Consider the following 18379-nt stretch of genomic DNA (forward strand, 5'->3'; position numbering starts at 1 on the left):
CCACCGAGACGGTGGCGGGGTCGCGGCGTCGAGGCCGGGTCGATTCAGGCAGGGGTCAGCCGGATCGGGAGGCTGCGCAGACCACCGGAGATGAAGCCGCCGGAGGGCTCCAGTTCCTCGGCGGGGACGGCGAGTTCGAGGTCGGGGAAGCGGGCGAACAGCGCGGGCAGCGCGATCCGGGCCTCCATCCGGGCCAGCGGGGCGCCCAGGCAGTGGTGCACGCCGTGACCGAAGGCGAGGTGCTCGGTGGCCTGCCGCTGGATGTCGAAGTGGGACGCGCTCTCGCCGTGCTGCTCCGGGTCCCGGCCGGCGGCCGCGTAGGCGGGCAGGATCGCCTCGCCCTTGCGGATGGTGGGGCCGTCCGGGATGTCGATGTCCTCGACGGCGAAGCGGAGCGGGAGCGCGGCGATGCTGGGCGCCCAGCGCAGGGTCTCCTCGATGACGTCGTTCCAGGACGACGCGCCGGAGAGGACCATCTTGAGCTGGTCGGGGTGTGTCAGCAGCGCGTGCACGGCGTTGCCGAGCAGGTCGACGGTGGTCTCGTGGCCGGCGCCGATCACCAGCAGGAGGGTGTCCAGCAGCTCCTGCTCGGTCATCCGCTGACCGTCGTCGTCCCGCGCCGACACCAGCAGGCTGGTGAGGTCCTCGGCGGGCTCCTCGCGCTTGGTGGCGACCAGCCCGCTGAGCAGCGTGTGCACGGCCGCGCCGGTGGCGGCCGCCTGCTCGGGCGTGGCAGTGGTGTCCATGATGGCCTGGACCAGGCCGGCCAACTCGGCCCGCTGCTCGCCCTCGGGAACGCCGAACAGCTCGCAGATGACCTGCATCGGCAGCGGGTGGGAGAACGTCTCGCGCAGGTCGACGACGCCCCCGGCGGGCACCGCCGCGAGGTCGTCGAGCAGGCCGGACGTGACGCGCTCGACGCACGGGAGCATCGCGTCGGTGCGCCGCGCGGTGAACGCGGGGGCGATCAGCTTGCGCAGCCGGCGGTGGTCGGCGCCGTACGCGGTGAACATGTTGGTCACGCCGATCCAGGACTGCAGCCAGCTGCCCCGGACCTCCTCGCGCTGCCACTCGGGCCAGTGCTCCCGGGGGTTCTTGGAGACGCGGGGGTCGGTCAGCAGCTGCTTGAGCAGGCCGTGGCTGGTGACGGACCAGGCCGCGATGCCGCCGGGCAGCTCGACGAGCGCCGCGGGACCTAGCGCGCGGAGGCGGGCTGCCTCTCCGTGGATGTCCGCTCCGACGGGGTCGATGACGACGGGCTGCTGTCCCATGGCGTGGCTCCTGCCTGGTCGGGAGTGATGGGGGAGAAGCGGGCGGGGAGCGCCGCGAGTGCTCGGTGGAAGGCGCCGTTGCGCCACACCAACTCATCGCGGTCCACGGCGAGTTCGATGTCGGAGAGCCAGGCGGTGAGCCGCTCGATGGCCGTGGTGGCGATCAGCAGGGCGTCGCGCTGGACCGGGCATCCGTGCGGACCCGCGGACCAGGACAGGTGCGAGCCGCTGCCCGAGCGGGTCCGCTCCAGGGGCGCGACGCCGAACTGGCTGTTGGCGGCGGCGTAGGACACCATCACCAGCTGCCCCGCGCGCACCCACGTGCCGTGGAAGAAGACGTCCCGGACGGGGAAGTGCGCCGAGTAGTTCCCCAGCGGCGGGTCGTTCCACAGCACCTCGTTGATGGCGTCGTGCGCGGTGAGCGCGCCGCCGGAGAGGGTGTTGTAGTAACGGTCGTCGGAGAGCATCCGGGCGAGCGCGTTGCCGATGAGGTTGGCGAGCGGTTCGTTGCCCGCGCCCATCGTCAGGATGATGTTGTGGATCAGTTCCTCGTCGGACAGCCCGTTGGGGTGGTCCATGAACCACGAGGTGAGGTCCTTGCCGCGCTTGGCCTTCTTGGAGCCGACGAGCTCCATGATGTAGCTCTCGTACGCGGCGTTGGCGGCAGCGGCCTCCTCGGGGGAGTTGCCTTCCAGCATCCCGGAGAGGGCCGCGATGAGCTGATCGCTGTAGGAGTCGGGCATCCCGAAGAGGTTGTTGAACATCAGCAGCGGGATCAGCCGGGCGTAGTCGGCGATCAGGTCGACCCGGCCCTCCGCGCCGAAGCGCCGGATCAGGGTGTCCGCGGCGTGGTGGACGCGGGCGCGCAGCTCGTGCGGCTCGACGAGGCGGAAGCCGTCGGTGATGACCTCGCGGTAGCGCTCGTGCGCCGCACCGTCGCTGAAGAAGACGTTGGGGCGCCAGCCCAGCATCGGCATGATCGGCGAATCGGCCGGGACGGTCTGCATCCAGGCGCGGGAGTCCTTGGACCAGGTGGTGTCGTCGTGCAGCAGGTCAAGCGCGGCCCGGTAGTCGGTGACAAGCAACGCGGTCACGTCGGGGGCGATCTCGACAGGCGCCAGCGCGCCGAACTGCCGCAGGTGCCGGTAGAAGCGGTGCGGGTCGGCGGCGAAGTCCGGGCCGTACAGCTTCACCGGCGCGGAGGCGTCGGGCTGGGCCGGGGAGTGGCCGGCGGGGGCAGGCGGCACGGCGCCCGCCGGGCAGCCCGGGGGCGGCTGGGGCACGGCCTGGGCCGGGCAGCCGGGGGGCGGGGTGGCGCCCGGCTGGTGCGGGGAGGTCACGGGTTCTCCTCGGGCGTGTGGGCCAGGACATGGCCGACGAGCGCGATCAGCGCGTCGACGGACTGCTCCCGGTCGCGGGCGTCGCACAGCACGAGCGGCGTCTCGGGGTGCAGGTCGAGGGCGTCGCGGAGCTTTTCGACGTCGTACTGCGGCGCGTCGGGGAAGGTGTTGACGGCGACGGCGTAGCGCAGACCGGCCTCCTCGACGATGTCCATCACCTCGAAGGAGTCCGCCAGCCGGCGGGTGTCGGCGAGGACGAGGGCGCCCAGCGCGCCGCGGGCGATGTCCTCCCACAGGGGCCTGAAGCGCTTCTGCCCGGGGGTGCCGAACAGGTAGAGCACCAGGTCCCCGGGGAGGGTGAGCCGCCCGAAGTCGATGGCGACGGTGGTGGTGGTCTTGTCCCGGACACCGGCGAGGTCGTCGACGACCGCGCCGGTCTGCGTCATGACTTCTTCGGTGTGCAGCGGCGGGGTTTCGGAGAGCGCACGGATGAGCGTGGTCTTGCCGACTCCGAACGGCCCGGCGACCAGAAGCTTGACGAGCGTCTGGTCGGCACCGGAGAGGTACATGTTGCCGGTGTCAGGACTTGAGAGAGCGGAGTCCATCGAGAACCCTCTCCAGGATCTGCCGGTCGAATTGCTCGGCTTCGGGAATGGGGACACGGGCGTGCAGACGGCCGGCATCGACAAGGTCGGCCACCAGCACCTTCACCACGCTGACGGGCAGGTGAAGGTGGGCTGCGACCTCGGCCAGAGACAGCGCGCCGGGCTGGAGCAGCTCCAGGATCCGGTGCTCTTCCGGTCGTACATCACTGGTGACCGGCATCCCCGAGCTGTGCAGCAGGGAGAGCCGGTCCAACGTGTTGCGGCTGGGGCGGGCGCGTCCGCCGGTCGCCAGATAGGCCGGTACGAGGCGCCTGTTGCTCTGGCGCGGGGTCATGCCGGGCTGCCTATATCCCGAGCCGGGCTGCTCATGACCTTCTTGCCCAGCGTGGTCACCTGGATCTGCATGTGGTGCGCGACGACGCCCATGTTCACCTCCGGTGCGCAGAAAACGGCCAGGCAGGTGTTCTCGCCTGCCGGGATGGCGAAGACGAAGCCCTCGTCGGACTCGATGACGGTCTGCCGCAGCTTGGCGTCGTCCCGGCCGGCGAACGCCGCGGTGACGGCCCGGCCCGCGCCCTGGAGGGCGGACATCATCGCGGCGACACCCTCGGCGGAGTCGCGCTGCAGACCGGGCGAGCAGCCCTCGATGAAGCCGTCGCCGGAGATGACGGCTGCGTGGATAACATGCGGCAGCTCCAAGAGGGGTGCCAGCACCCAGGTCTTGTCCTCGGTGACACGGCGGCGGGTGGGGCTGTTCATGAGTGTGCGTTCCCTTCAGGACTGCGAGGGGGGTCAGGCTGCGCTGCGGCCCGGCCGGATTCGGTGCCTTGCTGGAGCGCGGCCCAGCGGGAGGCGGTCTCTTCCGGGGAGCGCGGCGGGTTCGGTTCGGTGCGCGGGGCACCGCGGTCGAGTTCCGACGCCGGCTGACGGCGGCGCCGGCGCGGCAGTTCGCCCTCGGCGGCGGGCTCTGCGGGCGGCGCCTCGGCGGGCGCGGGCTCGGGCTCGGGGGCCTGGGACCGGTGCCGGGCAGGAGCCGCACCACGGGCCGCGTCCGCCGTGGGGGCGGGCGCCGAAGTGGTGGGCGCCGCTCCGGTCGGGAGCATGCTGGAGGAACGGTCCGGCACGCCGGCACGGCGCGGCAGCGGAGCCATGACAGACATGGGTTGGGCGCTCTCGTCGAGGACGGTGAGGAGGGGGTCCCCCGGGATGTAGACGACCGCGCGCACACCGCCGTACGGGGACGACTCGACGTGCACGCCGTAGCCGTACTGGCGCACCAACTGGCCGGCGGCCGCGAAACCGGACCGCGGCGGGTCACCGAGCTGGGTCAGCAGCACGTCGTCCTCGCCGGACAGCAGCTCCGTCGCGCGCTTGATCTCGTCGTCATGCATGCCGACTCCGTAGTCGTCGATGATGACGGAGGCGCCGCGGTTGCCCTGCTGAAGGGTGACGATGACGGGCAGTTCCTGGTGCGAGTGGTGCAGCGCGTTGGCCAGCAGCTCGGTGACGGTGATCGCGATCGGCTCGACGGCGCGGGCGACGACGGCGACCGGGTCGCGCAGCTGGTTGCTGACCTGCACGCGCTCGTAGCCGCGCAGCCGGGAGGTGGCGCCGACGACCAGCTCGGCGAGGTAGGAGTCCTCGCGGGTCAGTCCGGGCCAGGCGCCGCAGACCACACCGGTGGCCTGGACGCGGCGCAGCGCCTGCTCGTTGAGGAAGTCCGCGGTCAGCAGGTCCTGGGCGACGTTGGGGTCGTCGTAGCGGTGCTGCATGTCCTGGAGCGCCGTCTGAAGCTGGTAGAGCAGCGCCTGGATGGTGGTGGTCGCGCCCCGCAGGGTGGACTGGGCGGCGGCGTCGACGCGCTGCCGCTCCGAGGTGACCGCCTCGCTGATCTGGTCCAGCACCGCGCTCAGCGCGTGGTCGGTCTCCGACCCGGCGAAGCGGGAGTCCAGCATGCCGCGTACGGGCACGTGCGGGTGGGCGAGGGCCATCGTGAGGTCGGGGATACGAGCCCCGGCCAGATGCCGGATCTCGGCCTCGGTGGCCCGAAGCCGGGCCGACAACTCCGTGTTGCTGTGGAGCGTGGCGCTGTGCTGTTCCTCAGCGGAGGTCAGGCGCGCTCTCAGGTCGACGCGCTGCTTCCATGCGCGGACCGAGAACGCCGCCAGGACCACGGCGGCGGCCGTACCTGTGCTGAGGCACCACAACAGCGCCTCCGGTATGGATGTCATCGAGATCCTCGTGTGGGGTACTGACTGGGTCGGCCGGCCGTCACGGCGTCGTGTTGCCGATCATCACCGGATGCTACCGGGGAGTTGACGTCCCGTGAGGGCCAGTTGGCCGGGGCGACGGAGAAGTACGGAAGGTCACCTTCCGCCCCCGATGACCGGACGATAACGTGATGTGGCCCTGCCAACCAGGGGGTGGCAGGGCCGATGATCAGGTGAGGCGAAGTCAGGTCGCCCGCAGCGATCCGCCTTTGACGCCTTCGACGAAGGCGGTCCACCCGGCGGCCGGCACGACCAGCACGGGACCGAGCGGATCCTTGCTGTCCCGGACGGGGACGACACCGGGGAGGTCGTCGACGACCTCGATGCAGTTGTCGGAGGCGGCGCTGCTGTGACTGCTCTTGCGCCAGCGGGCAGCGCCTGGAAAGTCGTAGGCAACCTCGATGCATTCGCCGCCGTCGCCGTTGCTGTAGCCGCTCTTGCGCCACCGGGCAGTGCTCAGGTCGTACTTGCGCATCGCCTGTAGTCCTCCGCCGCCGACTCGATCAGGGCCAGGGACGCCTCCGGCGACAGCGCGGCGGCCCTGAGCAGATCGTAGGCGTCCTGTGCCCGCTTCACCAGCGCCGGATCGTCAAGCAAGTTGCCGGAAAACACCGACTCTGTATAGACGGTCGGAGGTGCGTCATCGAACTCCATGAGTCGCATCATCCCGGCCATGGCGGCGTGAGCCCCAGCTGAGTCCGGAAGAACCTGCACGAGCACCGTGCATTCTCGCGTGAGGGACACGACCTGCTCCAACTGCTCCGCCATGCCCAAAGGCCCGCCGACGGGGATGCGCAGCACCGGCTCGTGCAGGATCACCCAGAACGCCGGCCTCTTGGCGCCCCTCAGGAGGTGTGCGCGGTCCATTCGGGCGGTGACCTTCTCCTCGACGTAGTCGAAACTGGCGAACGGGTTGGTTGCACGTGTGACAGCGCGGGCGTAGTCAGCTGTTTGCAGGAGGCCTGGCATGACTGTCGGCGCGTAGTCACAGATCTTGGTCGCCATGCCTTCCAGCTCGGCGACCGCGGCAAAGTAGTCCGCGTAACGCTTGTCATTGATCAGCTCGCGACACATCCGCTCGAAAAAACCATCGGTTTGCAGCACCTCATCGATGCGCATGGCCACGTCTATCTGCGGCTTACGAATCGCCTGCTCGAACTGGCCGATATAACCGCCGGATACGAATACCCGGCGGCCTAAGGCGTCCTGGGTCAAGCCCGCGTCCTCCCGTCGCCGCTTGAGTTCCGAGCCGAAAAACTCCCACGCCGCCTGCCGTTGACCATTGGCCATGGCTGACCCCCTTGTCCTGCCCCACAGTTGTAGTGCCGACCTCGTTGCGCAGCCTAGTTCCGTGCCGTCACGCTCTGAATGCGAACGGTAGGAATCCTCACGGAAAGTGTGACCGGTGATGCAGCGGATCAAGGCAGTGGAAAGTGCAACCAAGGAATTGCGTGAAGCCCTGGAACGCGAAGGCATCGTGCTGCCTTCGCTGCGCCCCGACCCCGTCTCGTGCGCGAATGAGTACATGCTCCCGCTCGTGGAATTGGGACGGTGCACGATCGCGGTCGCGCAGCGGCTGACCGCCGCACTGGGGGAGCGGTGAGCGTGAACCGCCCCCCGCTCGGCTCGTTCGTCATGGACACCCTCAGGGCGCGGGTCGGCAAGGTCGTGGCGGCCGACGGCGACCGCCTCCGGCTGCTGCCGATCGGGGGCGGTGGGAAGTGGGACTGCGCCACAGGGGCCGCCCGCCCGGCGACAGTGACGGAACGGCTGAGCGCGGCCACCGCGTACCTGAACGCCCGCAGCAGAGGGGAGGCGGTCTGAGGTCAGTGCTGCCGCATGACGGCCTGGACGCGATTGGTGACGCCCAGCTTGCGGAGGATGGTGCTGACATGCGTCTTGACGGTGGTCGGACTCAGGTGCAGCGTCTCGGCGATGCGTACGTTCGTGAGCCCGGCCGTCATGAGCCGCAGCACCTCCCGTTCGCGGGGTGAGAGCCGGGGCGAGGTGTCCGGCCGGTCGCTCGGGTGCGGGTGAGCCGGCACGGTCGTCGTCGCGCGGGCCACCTCGGGTACGTCAGTGGCCTTCCGGGCGCGCGGCGCCACCACGACATGCCCGGAGGCCAGCAGCCGGGCGGCCAGGCCGAGTTCGCCGCCGCTCATCGCGAAATCCAGGAAGCCGGAGGCGCCCGCACTGCGGGCCTGGGCGGTGGTCTCGGTGACCGGGTCGTCGGTGAAGACGCCGAGCGGCACCCGGTCCGCGAGGCGCCGCCCGGACTCCGTCCAGCCGGGGGAGCGGCGCGCGCCGGGGGCTCCGGCGAGCACCACTTCGGGGCGGTGGGTCTCCAGTTGGCCGAGCGCTTCGCGTATGCCGCACATGGCGACGACGGTGACTCCGTGCGCCTCGGTGAACCGGCCGTAGAGCCGGGATCTCTCAGGTGAGTCGTCCATCGCGAACATGACTCTGGTCATGGGTCGATCCCCCGTTGTGCCAAGTGAAGTCAGTGGTCGAAGGCCCGGTCGGCGGGCCGGTGGTCAGCCGGTCCGCGGGGCAGGGCGGGTAAAGATTATGCAATGCGGACATCGAGAGCAAAGGGTGTGAGGGCGCTCACGGGCGGAGATTGCGGAGAGGGGAACGGTCCGCGATCCGGTGGCGGCGTCCCGGGATTCGGGGCGTCATCCCCCATTGGGAGGGGGTCTGTTGGCGGATGGTGGGCTCTGCCCCGCGATGCCAAGATCGTTTTCGGCCCGCTGTGGACGCCCAGCGCGGCCTCGTCCCGCCGCTAACGAGACGAGACCGCTGTCCGTGGACACGTGTGGGCCGTGTCTGCCGCGAACTACCCCATGACGCGGCGCTTATTCATCCACGGAGGAACCCTATGACCAGAGGCCAGCGTCTGCTCGCCGCCACCCTCATCACCGGTGCGCTGATCGGCGTCGGCGCCCCCGCCGCGTCGGCCGCCACCGCCGCGCCGCACGCGGCGACCGCTGCCGTACGGACCGTCGACCGCGCCCCGGCCGCCGTCTCGCACACCGCTCCCGCCTCGCAGTCCGCTCCCGCCTCGGCGGCCGCGGCCGCCGACGTCAAGGCGGGCGTGCAGGCGCGCGGCATCAGCTCCGCGGCGAAGAAGCTCGCGGAGAAGATAGCCAAGAGCAAGTACGGCAAGAAGGCCATCGCGGCGGCGAAGAAGGGCCGCAACTCCTTCAAGTCCTGGGTGAACGGGCTCTCCAACTTCAACCCGCTGAAGTGGGCGATCAAGGCCGCGCCCGCATACATTCTCGATGAGGTCATCAGCTACCTCGTCAACCACTTCTAGGAAATTTCGCGTTCGCCACCCGCGGCCTCCTTCTCCCGTGAGGAGGAGGCCGCATCGTGATGGGAAGTCAATGTCGCAACAGCGGGCAGTCGTCATCGAGCGGAACATATGGGCCTCGCCGGTGCTCTTCGTGATGGTTGCGTGGGTGCTGTTCAAGGCGGGCCAGGGGCCGGCCGGCTGGCTCGTCTACGGCGCGGGCTGGCTGCCGGCGCTGGGCATGCTCGGCTGGTGCGCGGCCCGGCGCCGTGCGCCCGGCATCGGCGCCGTCGTCGGCTTCGGACTGCTGCTGGTCCTGGGCGGCCTGTTCTGGCTGAACCACGGGTGACCGCGCGATGATCGAAGTCGTGGGGCTCACGAAGTCGTACGGCGGCAAGCGCGTCGTGGACGACCTGTCGTTCACCGTGCGCCCGGGTGCCGTCACCGGATTCCTCGGGCCGAACGGCTCGGGCAAGACCACCACCCTGCGGATGCTCCTGGGCCTCACCCGGCCCGACTCCGGGCGGGCGCTGATCGACGGCAGGCCGTATCACGCACACCCCGAACCCCTGCGCGTCGCCGGCGCCTTGCTGGAGGCCGGCTGGGCGCACCCCAAGCGGTCGGCCCGCGCCCACCTCACCTGGCTCGCGCACACCCACCGGATCCCCCTCTCCCGGGTCGACGAGGTACTGGCGGCCGTGGGCCTGGCCTCGGTGGCCGCACGGCGCGTCGGAACGTACTCGCTCGGCATGGCCCAGCGCCTCGGACTGGCCGCCGCCCTGCTCGGCGATCCGCGTCTGCTGATCCTCGACGAACCCGTCAACGGGCTGGACCCCGAGGGCATCGCCTGGATGCGGACGACGATCCGCGCGTTGGCGGCCGAAGGCCGCACGGTCCTCGTCTCCAGCCATCTGCTCGCCGAAATGGCGCTGACGGCCGATGAGTTGGTCATGATCGGGCAGGGGCGACTGCTGGCCCAGCGCTCCGTGGCCGAGCTGACCGTGGGCGGCGCGGTGGACCGGAGCCTGGTGCGGACACCGGAGCCGGAACGGCTGCGCGCCCTCGTCGCCCGGTCCGGCGGCACGGTCACCGACGCGGCGGGCACACCCGGCGACTCCTTCCTCGTCCACGGGATGGGCTGCGAGGACATCGGACGGGCCGCCGCGCAGGAGGGCCTGGTGCTCTACGAACTCACGCCGCGCCGGGCGACCCTGGAGGACGCCTTCTTGCGGCTGACCGGGGAATCCGTCGAATTCCGGGGCGCCGGTACGCCCCTGCCGCAGCCACCCGTGACGTCCGAAGGAGCAGTCCGATGAGCCTGGCGCTCGCGCGGGCCGAAACGGCCAAACTGCGCTCGCTCGCGTCCACCTGGTGGTTCCTGGGGGCCACCGTGGCCGTCTCGCTGGTCTTCAGCGCGCTGGGCAGGCTGATGGCCGACGAGGGCGCGCGGCCGGGAATCGCCGAGGCGATGACCGGACCCGCCTTCGGTCAGATCCTGATCACCGTCCTCGCCGCCCGCGCGGCGACCCAGGAGTTCGCCACCGGCACGATCTGGGCTTCCTACCTCGCCGTGCCGTCCTGGCGGCGGCTGCTGTGCGCGAAGGCCGCGGTCCTGGCCGCCCTGGCGTGCGTGGCGGGGGCCGTACTCGCCCTGGGCGGACTGGCCGTCGCGGCACTCACCCAGGGCGCGGGCGCCGACCTCGTCCCGGACACCGCTGTCGAACTGCGACAGCTCGCCGCCGTGCCGGCCGCCTACGCGGTCTGCGCGCTCTTCGGCGTCGCCGCCGGTGTGCTGCTCAGGAGCGGCGGCCTGACCGTCACCGTCCTGCTGGTGTGGATCCTCGCCGCCGAGTCCCTGGTCGGTGCGCTGCTCAGCTGGCTGCTGAAGGCCGAGGCGGCCGCCTGGCTGCCGTTCACGGCGCTGGCCGACTTCCTGGGGCAGCCCGGAACCGTGCGCTTCCCGGCGGGGCCCTACGCGGCGGGCCTGTACGCCGCCGCCCTCGCCTGTGCGGCCCTTGCCGCGGCCGTCGCCGTCCAGGGCCGCCGCGAGAGGTGAGCGAAGCGGGCTGACGGCGGCCGCGGCGGGGACGGCCGGTCGGGGCCGGTCGCCGATGCGGGACAATGACTCCCATGAGTCTGTTCCGCGACGACGGCATCGTGCTGCGCACCCAGAAGCTGGGTGAGGCGGACCGGATCATCACGCTGCTCACCCGTGGCCACGGACGGGTCCGTGCCGTGGCCCGCGGGGTGCGGCGGACGAAATCGAAGTTCGGGGCGCGCCTGGAGCCGTTCTCGCACGTCGATGTGCAGTTCTTCGCGCGCGGCGGCGAGCTCATCGGCCGCGGGCTGCCGCTGTGCACGCAGAGTGAGACGATCGCCGCGTACGGCGGCGGCATCGTGACGGACTACGCCCGCTACACGGCCGGCACCGCGATGCTGGAGACCGCCGAGCGGTTCACCGACCACGAGGGCGAGCCCGCCGTACAGCAGTATCTGCTGCTGGTCGGCGGGCTGCGGACGCTCGCACGCGGCGAGCACGAACCGCATCTGGTGCTGGACGCCTTCCTGCTGCGTTCCCTCGCCGTCAACGGCTACGCACCCAGTTTCGACACCTGTGCGAAGTGCGGGCTGCCCGGTCCCAACCGGTTCTTCTCGGTGGCGGCGGGCGGCGTCGTATGCGGCGACTGCCGGGTGCCGGGGAGCGTCGTACCCTCCTCTGAGGCCATCGGCCTCCTGGGCGCGCTGCTCACCGGCGACTGGGAGACGGCGGACGCCTGCGAGGCGCGGCATGTCCGGGAGGGCAGCGGCCTCGTCGCGGCGTATCTGCACTGGCACCTGGAGCGGGGTCTGCGCTCCCTCCGGTACGTGGAGAAATAGCGCGGCCACGTAGCGAAACAGCCGAAACCGAGACAGCCCTCAACGAGGCATACGAGACATGGGAGACGTGGGCCGCATGGCACGACGCGGGATTCTGGGCCGTAATCGACGCGAGTACGAGACGCCCGAACCGCACCCTTCCGGTGCGCGGCCGCCGAAGATCCCCGGCGAGCTCATTCCGAACCACGTGGCCGTCGTCATGGACGGCAACGGCCGGTGGGCGAAGGAGCGCGGGCTGCCGCGTACCGAGGGCCACAAGGTCGGTGAGGGCGTCGTCATGGACGTCCTCAAGGGCTGCATCGAGATGGGCGTGAAGAACCTCTCGCTGTACGCGTTCTCCACCGAGAACTGGAAGCGCTCACCGGACGAGGTGCGCTTCCTGATGAACTTCAACCGCGATGTCATCCGCCGCCGCCGCGACGAGATGGACGCGCTGGGGATCCGGATCCGCTGGGTCGGGCGGATGCCCAAGCTGTGGAAGTCCGTCGTGCAGGAACTCCAGGTCGCCCAGGAGCAGACCAAGGACAACGACGCCATGACGCTGTACTTCTGCGTCAACTACGGCGGCCGCGCGGAGATCGCGGACGCGGCGGCGGCGATCGCGGCGGATGTGCGGGCCGGCAAGCTCGACCCGTCGAAGGTCAACGAGAAGACCGTCGCGAAGTACATGTACTACCCGGACATGCCGGACGTGGATCTCTTCGTCCGGCCGTCCGGTGAGCAGCGGACGTCGAACTACCTGATCTGGCAGAGCGCTTACGCCGAGATGGTCTTCCAGGACATTCTGTGGCCGGACTTCGACCGGCGGAACCTGTGGGACGCCTGCCACGAATACGCCCGTCGCGACCGCCGATTCGGGGCGGCCCCGGAGGAGGACGGGTCGGCGAAGTAGGACGGCGCGGCCCGGCTTCCGGAGTGCGGGAGCCGGGCCGCGGACTTCAGGGGTGCCAGACCTCGCTGAGGTGTGTGACGTCGCCGGAGGCATTCACGGTGATCTCATAGATGTCCCCGCTACAGGCCCAAGGTGCCTTGACGCTCTCGTGCCGCAGACAGGCGGTGAGGTGCTCGGTCAGCTGGGCCAGGGGCACCGTGCGGTGGTCGACCGGACCGGTGGCCAAGTCGCCCGTGGCGCCGGCGGCCAGCCGGTAGCGGGCGGCCTTCCCCGTCCCCGCGTAACCGCCCCCGTTGGGGTCACAGGCGAACTCGGCCTCCTTGACGGCCAGCACGCCGCCGGAGGGCGCGCCCGTGATCCGCACCATCCGGTGGCCCGCGGCGAGCTTGCGGGGTGTGCAGTCCGAGGTCGGCTCGGGATCGATCGGCAGGTCCTTCACCGGCGAGGCCGACGCCGAGGGGCTCGGCGAATCGGATGGCGCGGACGTCGGTGACGCGGCGGCGGAGGTGGCTGCCGTTTCCTCCGGGGAGGCGGCCGGGGCCGCACCCTTGCAGGAGGTGAGCGTGGCCAGTGCTCCGGCGAGGACGGCTGCGGCGAGCAGGCGGCGGTTGAACATGGAGATGTTCTCTCTCGTGTGCGGACTGGGTCGTGTCCTAGAGGCCGTTGCGGCGGTAGGGCACGTACGGCTTGCCGATCGACCTCTCGTGTGCGGCGTCACCTGAGTAGTACGGGTACGGGATGACGTGCGAGACGGTTCCCTGGGAGCCGTTGTCCTCCAGGGCTACGTACTTGGTGTGCGAGTCGTCGGCCCAGCCGCCGAAGATGACGGTGTGGTCGCCGGCGATCAGGGCGTCCCCCGGCTGCAGATCGTCCTTGGTGATCACGTGGGCCGTGTCGTTGCCCATGAGTCCGTACGTGTTCAGCCCCGGCGGCTCCAGACCCCAGGCGGCGGAGACGAAGCCTGAGCAGTCGTCCCGGTAGCCGTTGGTGGTGGCCGACTGGCTGTAGCCGATCCGGTGCTCCACCCGCTCCATGGCCCGGTCGATGATGGCCTTGCGCTCCGAGGGGAGTCCGGAGGTGTCGGGAGCGGTCTCGACGCCCGCACCGGTGGTGGTGTGGTGCTTGCCCGGCGACCAGGCGTCCCAGTCGCCCTTCGTCTCCCACTTGCCGTCGCCGTGGCCCTCGGCGGGAGCCTGCCCGGTGCCGCCACCGCCGGTGCTGCCACCGCCGCCACCGCCGCCGCCTCCTGCTCCGGAGCCGGCACCGTGCGAGCCGGTGTGAGGCGACGTGGGCGCGTCGTGCCGCTTCCGGTCCTTGATCTTCTTCAGCTCATCTTCGATCTTCTTTTCGTTCGCCTCGTACTCGGCCTTGACCCGCTTGATCTTCTCCGCGTCCCCCGCCAGCTCCTCGAGCAGCTTCGACTTGCTCGCTTCGAGGCGCCGGCTCACCTCGGCGATCTCCTTCACGTCCGCGAGCACCTGGTAGGCGATGCCGAAGCCCGGGAGCTGCGCGAGCGGAGCCGTCGCGAGGTCGATACCCGCAGCCGTGATCAGCGTTTCCCTGATCTCTCCCAGCCGCTGGTTCAGCTCCAGCATGCGCCGGCTGACCGACCGCCAGTCCTTCTCGATCTTGTCGAGTTCGCCCATCTCGACGCCGAACGTGTCGCCTGCCATCCGTACAACCCCCGTGATGTCGTGGTGAACCAGGAAGAACCCGGCGTGTGCGGAACGTCGCGCTCCGTGGCTCCGGGCGCCATGGGCGCGGCCCGATGGGTGGAGCCGAGAAGAACTGACGGGTCGTCAGGGTCCGTCAGTAGACCTGCGACAGCCGGGTGACCGCCTGGCCCAGTGTGGACAGATCGTCGGAGATCTTGTTCATCTCCTTGACGCGGCCGTGTGCGACGCGGACGAAGGCGTCGGAGGACGGGCCGTGCCAGGTGAGGTTGCCCAGGGCGGCGTTGACCTCACCGGTCAATCCGTCCAGCTCCTTGCTCAGTTTCGCCAGTTCGGCCGCGATCTTCTGCAGATCCGCCTCGCCACCGCCGAACATCTGGGTCAGCACCCAGTGCGCGATCTCGGCGGGCGCCATCATGACGTCCTTGCCGACCTCGACCACATCGCCGACGAGCTTCTTGCCGTCGTCCCAGAGCTCCCCGAGAACGCCCATTCCTACCCCCGTTTGTGCGCGAAAATCCGCACTGATGATCCATTAATCTAGCAGTAGCGTGTACCTGCCAGATGCTTCGCAAAGGTGGGCTTGACCCAGATATTGCCTGGTGAGCGGGGCGCGGCGTCGATGGGCAACCCCCGAACGTGCGAAAGGGCCGCCTCCGAGGAGGCGGCCCTACCGCTGTGCTGCCGCGCGCTCCGCGGCCTCTGTCGCTACTGCGCCTGCTGTGCTGCGCAGTCGCCGCAGGTGCCGAAGATCTCGATGGTGTGGCCGACGTCACGGAAGCCGTGCTCGGCGGCGATCTGGTCGGCCCACTTCTCGACCGCCGGACCCTCCACCTCGACGGCCTTGCCGCAGGCCCGGCACACCAGGTGGTGGTGGTGATCATCGGTGCTGCACCTGCGGTAGACGGCCTCGCCGTCGCTGGTCCGCAGCACATCGACCTCGCCGGCGTCGGCAAGGGATTGCAGCGTCCGGTAGACGGTGGTCAGGCCGACCGAGTCACCCCGGTGCTTGAGCATGTCGTGGAGCTCCTGCGCGCTGCGGAACTCATCCACCTCGTCGAGTGCGGCCGAGACAGCGGTCCGCTGCCGCGTCGACCGGCCGCGTACCGGAGATCCCGCGCTCGTCGCCACCGTTGCCTCCCTAGGACGTCAGGTATTCCCCCGCTGGCGGGGCCCCTCCCGCGCCGTGGGGCGCGGACGAGTCCGGCCATTGTGCCAGGTGATGACCGGACCCCTGGTGGGACGCTTACGCCTCCCTCCGTCTGCGTGTCGCGCCCCTCGTCCGCATGCCGCGGCCGGCCCCGCGGTGGTCACACGTTGACGTCGTCCGCAGGGGTGCCCTTCCCGGGTACCTCCAGAGTGCACCTCTCAGCCGCCGCCGCCGAGGCCCTGGCACGTTTTTTCGCAAGTGGCGCAGCGAGACCCGTGAAGAGCACGAAGAGGCCGATGGCGAAGAGCACGATGGTCGCGCCGGACGGCACGTCCACGTAGTACGAGGTCGCGGTGCCGGTGACGGTGACCGCGACGCCGATGCCGATGGCCACCGCGAAGGTCATCGCGAAGCTGCGGCTGAGCTGCTGGGCGGCCGCGACCGGGATCACCATCAGCGCGCTGACCAGCAGCAGACCCACGACGCGCATGGCGACCGTGACGGTCACCGCGGCGGTGACGGCGACCAGCAGATTCAGCAGCCGCACCGGCAGGCCCGTCACCCGGGCGAACTCCTCGTCCTGGCACACCGCGAACAGCTGCCTGCGCAGCCCCACAGTGATCACCAGCACCAGGGCGGCCAGGACGTAGATCGTCGTCATGTCCTGCGGCGAGACGGTGGTGATCGAGCCGAACAGATACGTACCGAGGTTGGCGTTGGAGCCGGCGTCGGAGAGGTTCATCAGCATCACACCGCCCGCCATACCGCCGTAGAACAGCATGGCCAGCGCGAGGTCACCGCGGGTCTTGCCGTACCAGCGGATCAGCTCCATCACGACCGAGCCGAGCACCGCGACGGCGGTGGCGACCCAGACCGGGCTGGTGTTCAGCAGGAAACCGAGGCCGACGCCGGTGAGGGCGACATGGCCGATTCCGTCGCCCATCAGGGCCTGCCGGCGCTGGACGAGATAGATGCCGATGGCCGGAGCGGTGACGCCGACGATCAGTGCGGCGATCAGCGCCCGCTGCATGAAGGCGTAGTTGAGGATTTCCATCAGGTCAGCAGCCCCGTCCGGATCGGTTCCGCGGCCACATCGGCGTGCGGGTGGACATGGTCATGGCCGGGCAGCGCGTGCTGGCCCACGGCCGCGGGCGGCGGACCGTCGTGCACGACGCAGCCGTCCCGCAGGACCACCGCGCGGTCGATCAGCGGCTCCAGCGGACCCAGTTCATGCAGCACGAGCAGCACCGTGGCGCCGGCCGCCACCTGCTCGCGCAGGGCGCCGGCCAGCACCTCCTGGCTGGCCAGGTCGACGCCGGCCATCGGCTCGTCCATGATCAGCAGTTCCGGGTCGCCGGCCAGCGCGCGGGCGATCAGCACCCGCTGATGCTGGCCGCCGGAGAGCGCGTTGACGGAGTCCTTGGCGCGGTCGGCCATGCCCACCAGCTCCAGAGCACGGTGCACCGCCTCCCGGTCGCCCTTGCGCAGTATCCCGAGCTTCGTACGGGCCAGCCGCCCGGCCACCACGACCTCGCGGACGGTGGCCGGCACACCGCTGGAGGCGGTGGTGCGCTGCGGGACGTAGCCGATGCGGGCCCACTGCCTGAAGCGCCGGAAAGGCGTACCGAACAGCGACAGTTCGCCGCCGGTGAGCGGCACCTGGCCTATCACCGAGCGCACCGCCGTGGACTTGCCCGAACCGTTCGCGCCGAGCAGCGCGACGACCTCGCCGGTGCGGACGGTGAGATCGATACCGCGCAGCACGGGACGCCCGCCCAGCGCCGCGGCGGCTCCCCGCAGGTCGATGACCGGCTCTTCCATGGTGACCTCCGTCACGTGGTGGGTCGTCTGCCGCGCGGTGCGCTCCGTCACGCGCTGCGCTCGCTCTGTCACTTGTTGCCGAGTGCCTTCTGGAGGGCGGCGAGATTGGCCTGCATGACGCTGATGTAGTCCTTGCCGCGGGACTTGTCCGTGATCCCTTCGAGCGGGTCCAGGACGTCGGTCTTCAGGCCCAGGTCACCGGCCAGCGACTTGGCGGTCGCCGGGTTGGCGATCGTCTCGAAGAAGACCGTGGAGACATGGTGCTTCTTGGCGAGGGTGTGGAGTTCCTTGACGCGGTTGGCGCTGGGCTCGGACTCGGGGTCGAGCCCGCTGATCGCCTCCTCGGTCAGGCCGTAGCGCTCGGCGAGGTAGCCGAAGGCCGCGTGAGTGGTGATGAAGGTCCGGGAGGGCCGGTTCTTCAGGCCGTCCTCGAACTCCGTGTTCAGCCCGTCCAGCTTCTTGACCAGGGCATCGGTGTTCTTCTGGTACTCGGCCCTGTGGTCCGGGTCGGCCTTGGCGAGGGTCTTGTTCACACCCTTCGCGACCTCGGCGTACTTCACCGGGTCGAGCCAGATGTGCGGGTCGCTGCCGCCCTCTGACTCGGAGTGCGAGTGGTTGTCGCCGGTGGCGTGGTCGTGCCCGTCGACCTCGGTGCCGTGCTTTTCGAGGCCGGTCAGAGAGGCCGCGTCGGCGACGTTCTGGACGCCGGACTGCTGGATGGCGTCGTCCACGGCGGGCTGCAGGCCCTTGAGGTAGACGACCGCGTCGGATTCGCCGAGCTGCGCGGTCTGCTTCGGGCTGAGCTCCAGGTCGTGCGGCTCGACGCCCGGCTCGGTGAGGTTGGAGACCTCGACGCGCTTCCCGCCGATCTCCTCGGCGAGGTACTGCATGGGGTAGAAGGACGCCGTCACCTGCAGCTTGCCGTTGCTGCCACCGGCGTCGGAGGTGGAGCAGGCGGAGAGGGCCAGCAGTCCGAGCACCGAGGTGCCGGCTATGGCTGCGGTGGATATGCGACGGCGTACGTTCATGACAGTCATTTTCAACAAAGTTGGAAACGGTTGTCAACAAAGCGGTCGGGCGCACACGGGGTCGCACACTGAAGGGAGGCCCGTCGACGATCAGCCCGGAACCGATTTGATCCGGGGGGTACGGCCGCCGGTACCCTGAGCTATTCGCTCATCCGCCTAC

At 70.1% G+C, this 18379-nt stretch carries 24 protein-coding genes; 8 read left to right on the plus strand and 16 right to left on the minus strand.

What is annotated here, in order from left to right:
- Window positions 1-44 precede the first annotated feature (44 nt).
- From ACGFZW_RS06385 to ACGFZW_RS06420, 8 genes are all read right to left on the minus strand, one after another.
- On the minus strand, window positions 45-1271 hold the full coding sequence (locus ACGFZW_RS06385; protein WP_393891892.1) for a cytochrome P450: 1227 nt from the start codon (window positions 1269-1271) through the stop codon (window positions 45-47).
- Window positions 1196-2611 (minus strand): cytochrome P450, encoded by a 1416-nt coding sequence (locus tag ACGFZW_RS06390; RefSeq protein WP_393891893.1) that lies wholly within the window; start codon window positions 2609-2611, stop codon window positions 1196-1198. Before ACGFZW_RS06390 ends, ACGFZW_RS06385 begins: the two co-directional genes overlap by 76 nt.
- Window positions 2608-3216, minus strand: a complete 609-nt coding sequence (locus ACGFZW_RS06395; RefSeq protein ID WP_393891894.1) for an ATP/GTP-binding protein — start codon at window positions 3214-3216, stop codon at window positions 2608-2610. Before ACGFZW_RS06395 ends, ACGFZW_RS06390 begins: the two co-directional genes overlap by 4 nt.
- Window positions 3191-3550, minus strand: coding sequence for a DUF742 domain-containing protein (locus ACGFZW_RS06400; protein ID WP_393891895.1), 360 nt, complete (start codon window positions 3548-3550; stop codon window positions 3191-3193). The genes ACGFZW_RS06395 and ACGFZW_RS06400 overlap by 26 nt, the downstream gene beginning before the upstream one ends.
- Entirely contained in the window at window positions 3547-3975 is a 429-nt protein-coding gene (locus ACGFZW_RS06405; protein WP_393891896.1) for a roadblock/LC7 domain-containing protein, read from the minus strand. The genes ACGFZW_RS06400 and ACGFZW_RS06405 overlap by 4 nt, the downstream gene beginning before the upstream one ends.
- A complete protein-coding gene (locus ACGFZW_RS06410) occupies window positions 3972-5447 on the minus strand; it encodes an ATP-binding protein (protein WP_393891897.1) in 1476 nt (491 codons plus the stop codon). The genes ACGFZW_RS06405 and ACGFZW_RS06410 overlap by 4 nt, the downstream gene beginning before the upstream one ends.
- Window positions 5448-5670: 223 nt before the next feature.
- Window positions 5671-5961: a DUF397 domain-containing protein gene (locus tag ACGFZW_RS06415; protein WP_393891898.1), complete on the minus strand. Its 291-nt coding sequence runs from the start codon at window positions 5959-5961 to the stop codon at window positions 5671-5673.
- Window positions 5943-6776, minus strand: a complete 834-nt coding sequence (locus ACGFZW_RS06420; protein ID WP_393891899.1) for a helix-turn-helix domain-containing protein — start codon at window positions 6774-6776, stop codon at window positions 5943-5945. Before ACGFZW_RS06420 ends, ACGFZW_RS06415 begins: the two co-directional genes overlap by 19 nt.
- 118 nt (window positions 6777-6894) lie before the next feature.
- Between ACGFZW_RS06420 and ACGFZW_RS06425 the strand changes: the two genes are divergently transcribed.
- The gene (locus ACGFZW_RS06425; RefSeq protein ID WP_393892353.1) at window positions 6895-7089 is read left to right on the plus strand and encodes a hypothetical protein; all 195 of its coding nucleotides are present in this window, start codon (window positions 6895-6897) and stop codon (window positions 7087-7089) included.
- Window positions 7090-7091: 2 nt separating this feature from the next.
- Window positions 7092-7310, plus strand: coding sequence for a hypothetical protein (locus tag ACGFZW_RS06430; RefSeq protein ID WP_393891900.1), 219 nt, complete (start codon window positions 7092-7094; stop codon window positions 7308-7310).
- Window positions 7311-7312: 2 nt separating this feature from the next.
- Here ACGFZW_RS06430 and ACGFZW_RS06435 read toward each other — a convergent pair whose 3' ends face one another.
- Window positions 7313-7957: a LuxR C-terminal-related transcriptional regulator gene (locus tag ACGFZW_RS06435; protein WP_393891901.1), complete on the minus strand. Its 645-nt coding sequence runs from the start codon at window positions 7955-7957 to the stop codon at window positions 7313-7315.
- A 407-nt stretch (window positions 7958-8364) separates the two neighbouring features.
- Between ACGFZW_RS06435 and ACGFZW_RS06440 the strand changes: the two genes are divergently transcribed.
- The 6 genes from ACGFZW_RS06440 to ACGFZW_RS06465 all read left to right on the plus strand — a co-directional run bounded on the left by ACGFZW_RS06440 (window position 8365) and on the right by ACGFZW_RS06465 (window position 12547).
- Entirely contained in the window at window positions 8365-8802 is a 438-nt protein-coding gene (locus ACGFZW_RS06440) for a hypothetical protein (RefSeq protein ID WP_393891902.1), read from the plus strand.
- Window positions 8803-8872: 70 nt separating this feature from the next.
- Window positions 8873-9127 carry a hypothetical protein gene (locus tag ACGFZW_RS06445; RefSeq protein ID WP_393891903.1) on the plus strand — a complete coding sequence of 85 codons (255 nt, stop codon included), beginning with the start codon at window positions 8873-8875 and terminating at the stop codon, window positions 9125-9127.
- 7 nt (window positions 9128-9134) lie between these two features.
- Window positions 9135-10094, plus strand: a complete 960-nt coding sequence (locus tag ACGFZW_RS06450; protein WP_393891904.1) for an ABC transporter ATP-binding protein — start codon at window positions 9135-9137, stop codon at window positions 10092-10094.
- Complete coding sequence (locus tag ACGFZW_RS06455) at window positions 10091-10834, plus strand: hypothetical protein (protein ID WP_393891905.1); 744 nt, start codon at window positions 10091-10093, stop codon at window positions 10832-10834. Before ACGFZW_RS06450 ends, ACGFZW_RS06455 begins: the two co-directional genes overlap by 4 nt.
- Window positions 10835-10908: 74 nt before the next feature.
- Window positions 10909-11655: a DNA repair protein RecO gene (gene recO, locus ACGFZW_RS06460; protein WP_393891906.1), complete on the plus strand. Its 747-nt coding sequence runs from the start codon at window positions 10909-10911 to the stop codon at window positions 11653-11655.
- A gap of 76 nt (window positions 11656-11731) precedes the next feature.
- Window positions 11732-12547: an isoprenyl transferase gene (locus ACGFZW_RS06465; RefSeq protein WP_393891907.1), complete on the plus strand. Its 816-nt coding sequence runs from the start codon at window positions 11732-11734 to the stop codon at window positions 12545-12547.
- A 46-nt stretch (window positions 12548-12593) separates the two neighbouring features.
- Here ACGFZW_RS06465 and ACGFZW_RS06470 read toward each other — a convergent pair whose 3' ends face one another.
- The 7 genes from ACGFZW_RS06470 to ACGFZW_RS06500 form a co-directional block, all read right to left on the minus strand.
- Window positions 12594-13163: a hypothetical protein gene (locus tag ACGFZW_RS06470; RefSeq protein WP_393891908.1), complete on the minus strand. Its 570-nt coding sequence runs from the start codon at window positions 13161-13163 to the stop codon at window positions 12594-12596.
- Window positions 13164-13200: 37 nt separating this feature from the next.
- Window positions 13201-14220 carry a hypothetical protein gene (locus ACGFZW_RS06475; RefSeq protein ID WP_393891909.1) on the minus strand — a complete coding sequence of 340 codons (1020 nt, stop codon included), beginning with the start codon at window positions 14218-14220 and terminating at the stop codon, window positions 13201-13203.
- Between the two features lie 136 nt (window positions 14221-14356).
- A complete protein-coding gene (locus ACGFZW_RS06480) occupies window positions 14357-14713 on the minus strand; it encodes a WXG100 family type VII secretion target (protein WP_393891910.1) in 357 nt (118 codons plus the stop codon).
- Window positions 14714-14928: 215 nt separating this feature from the next.
- Window positions 14929-15351 (minus strand): Fur family transcriptional regulator, encoded by a 423-nt coding sequence (locus tag ACGFZW_RS06485; RefSeq protein WP_393891911.1) that lies wholly within the window; start codon window positions 15349-15351, stop codon window positions 14929-14931.
- A 179-nt stretch (window positions 15352-15530) separates the two neighbouring features.
- Window positions 15531-16424 (minus strand): metal ABC transporter permease, encoded by an 894-nt coding sequence (locus tag ACGFZW_RS06490; RefSeq protein ID WP_393891912.1) that lies wholly within the window; start codon window positions 16422-16424, stop codon window positions 15531-15533.
- The gene (locus tag ACGFZW_RS06495) at window positions 16424-17191 is read right to left on the minus strand and encodes a metal ABC transporter ATP-binding protein (RefSeq protein WP_393892354.1); all 768 of its coding nucleotides are present in this window, start codon (window positions 17189-17191) and stop codon (window positions 16424-16426) included. The genes ACGFZW_RS06490 and ACGFZW_RS06495 overlap by 1 nt, the downstream gene beginning before the upstream one ends.
- A 68-nt stretch (window positions 17192-17259) precedes the next feature.
- The gene (locus tag ACGFZW_RS06500) at window positions 17260-18219 is read right to left on the minus strand and encodes a metal ABC transporter substrate-binding protein (protein ID WP_393891913.1); all 960 of its coding nucleotides are present in this window, start codon (window positions 18217-18219) and stop codon (window positions 17260-17262) included.
- Between the last annotated feature and the right edge of the window lie 160 nt (window positions 18220-18379).

It is taken from the genome of Streptomyces sp. NPDC048248 (assembly GCF_043201875.1).
Classification (GTDB): Bacteria; Actinomycetota; Actinomycetes; order Streptomycetales; family Streptomycetaceae; genus Streptomyces.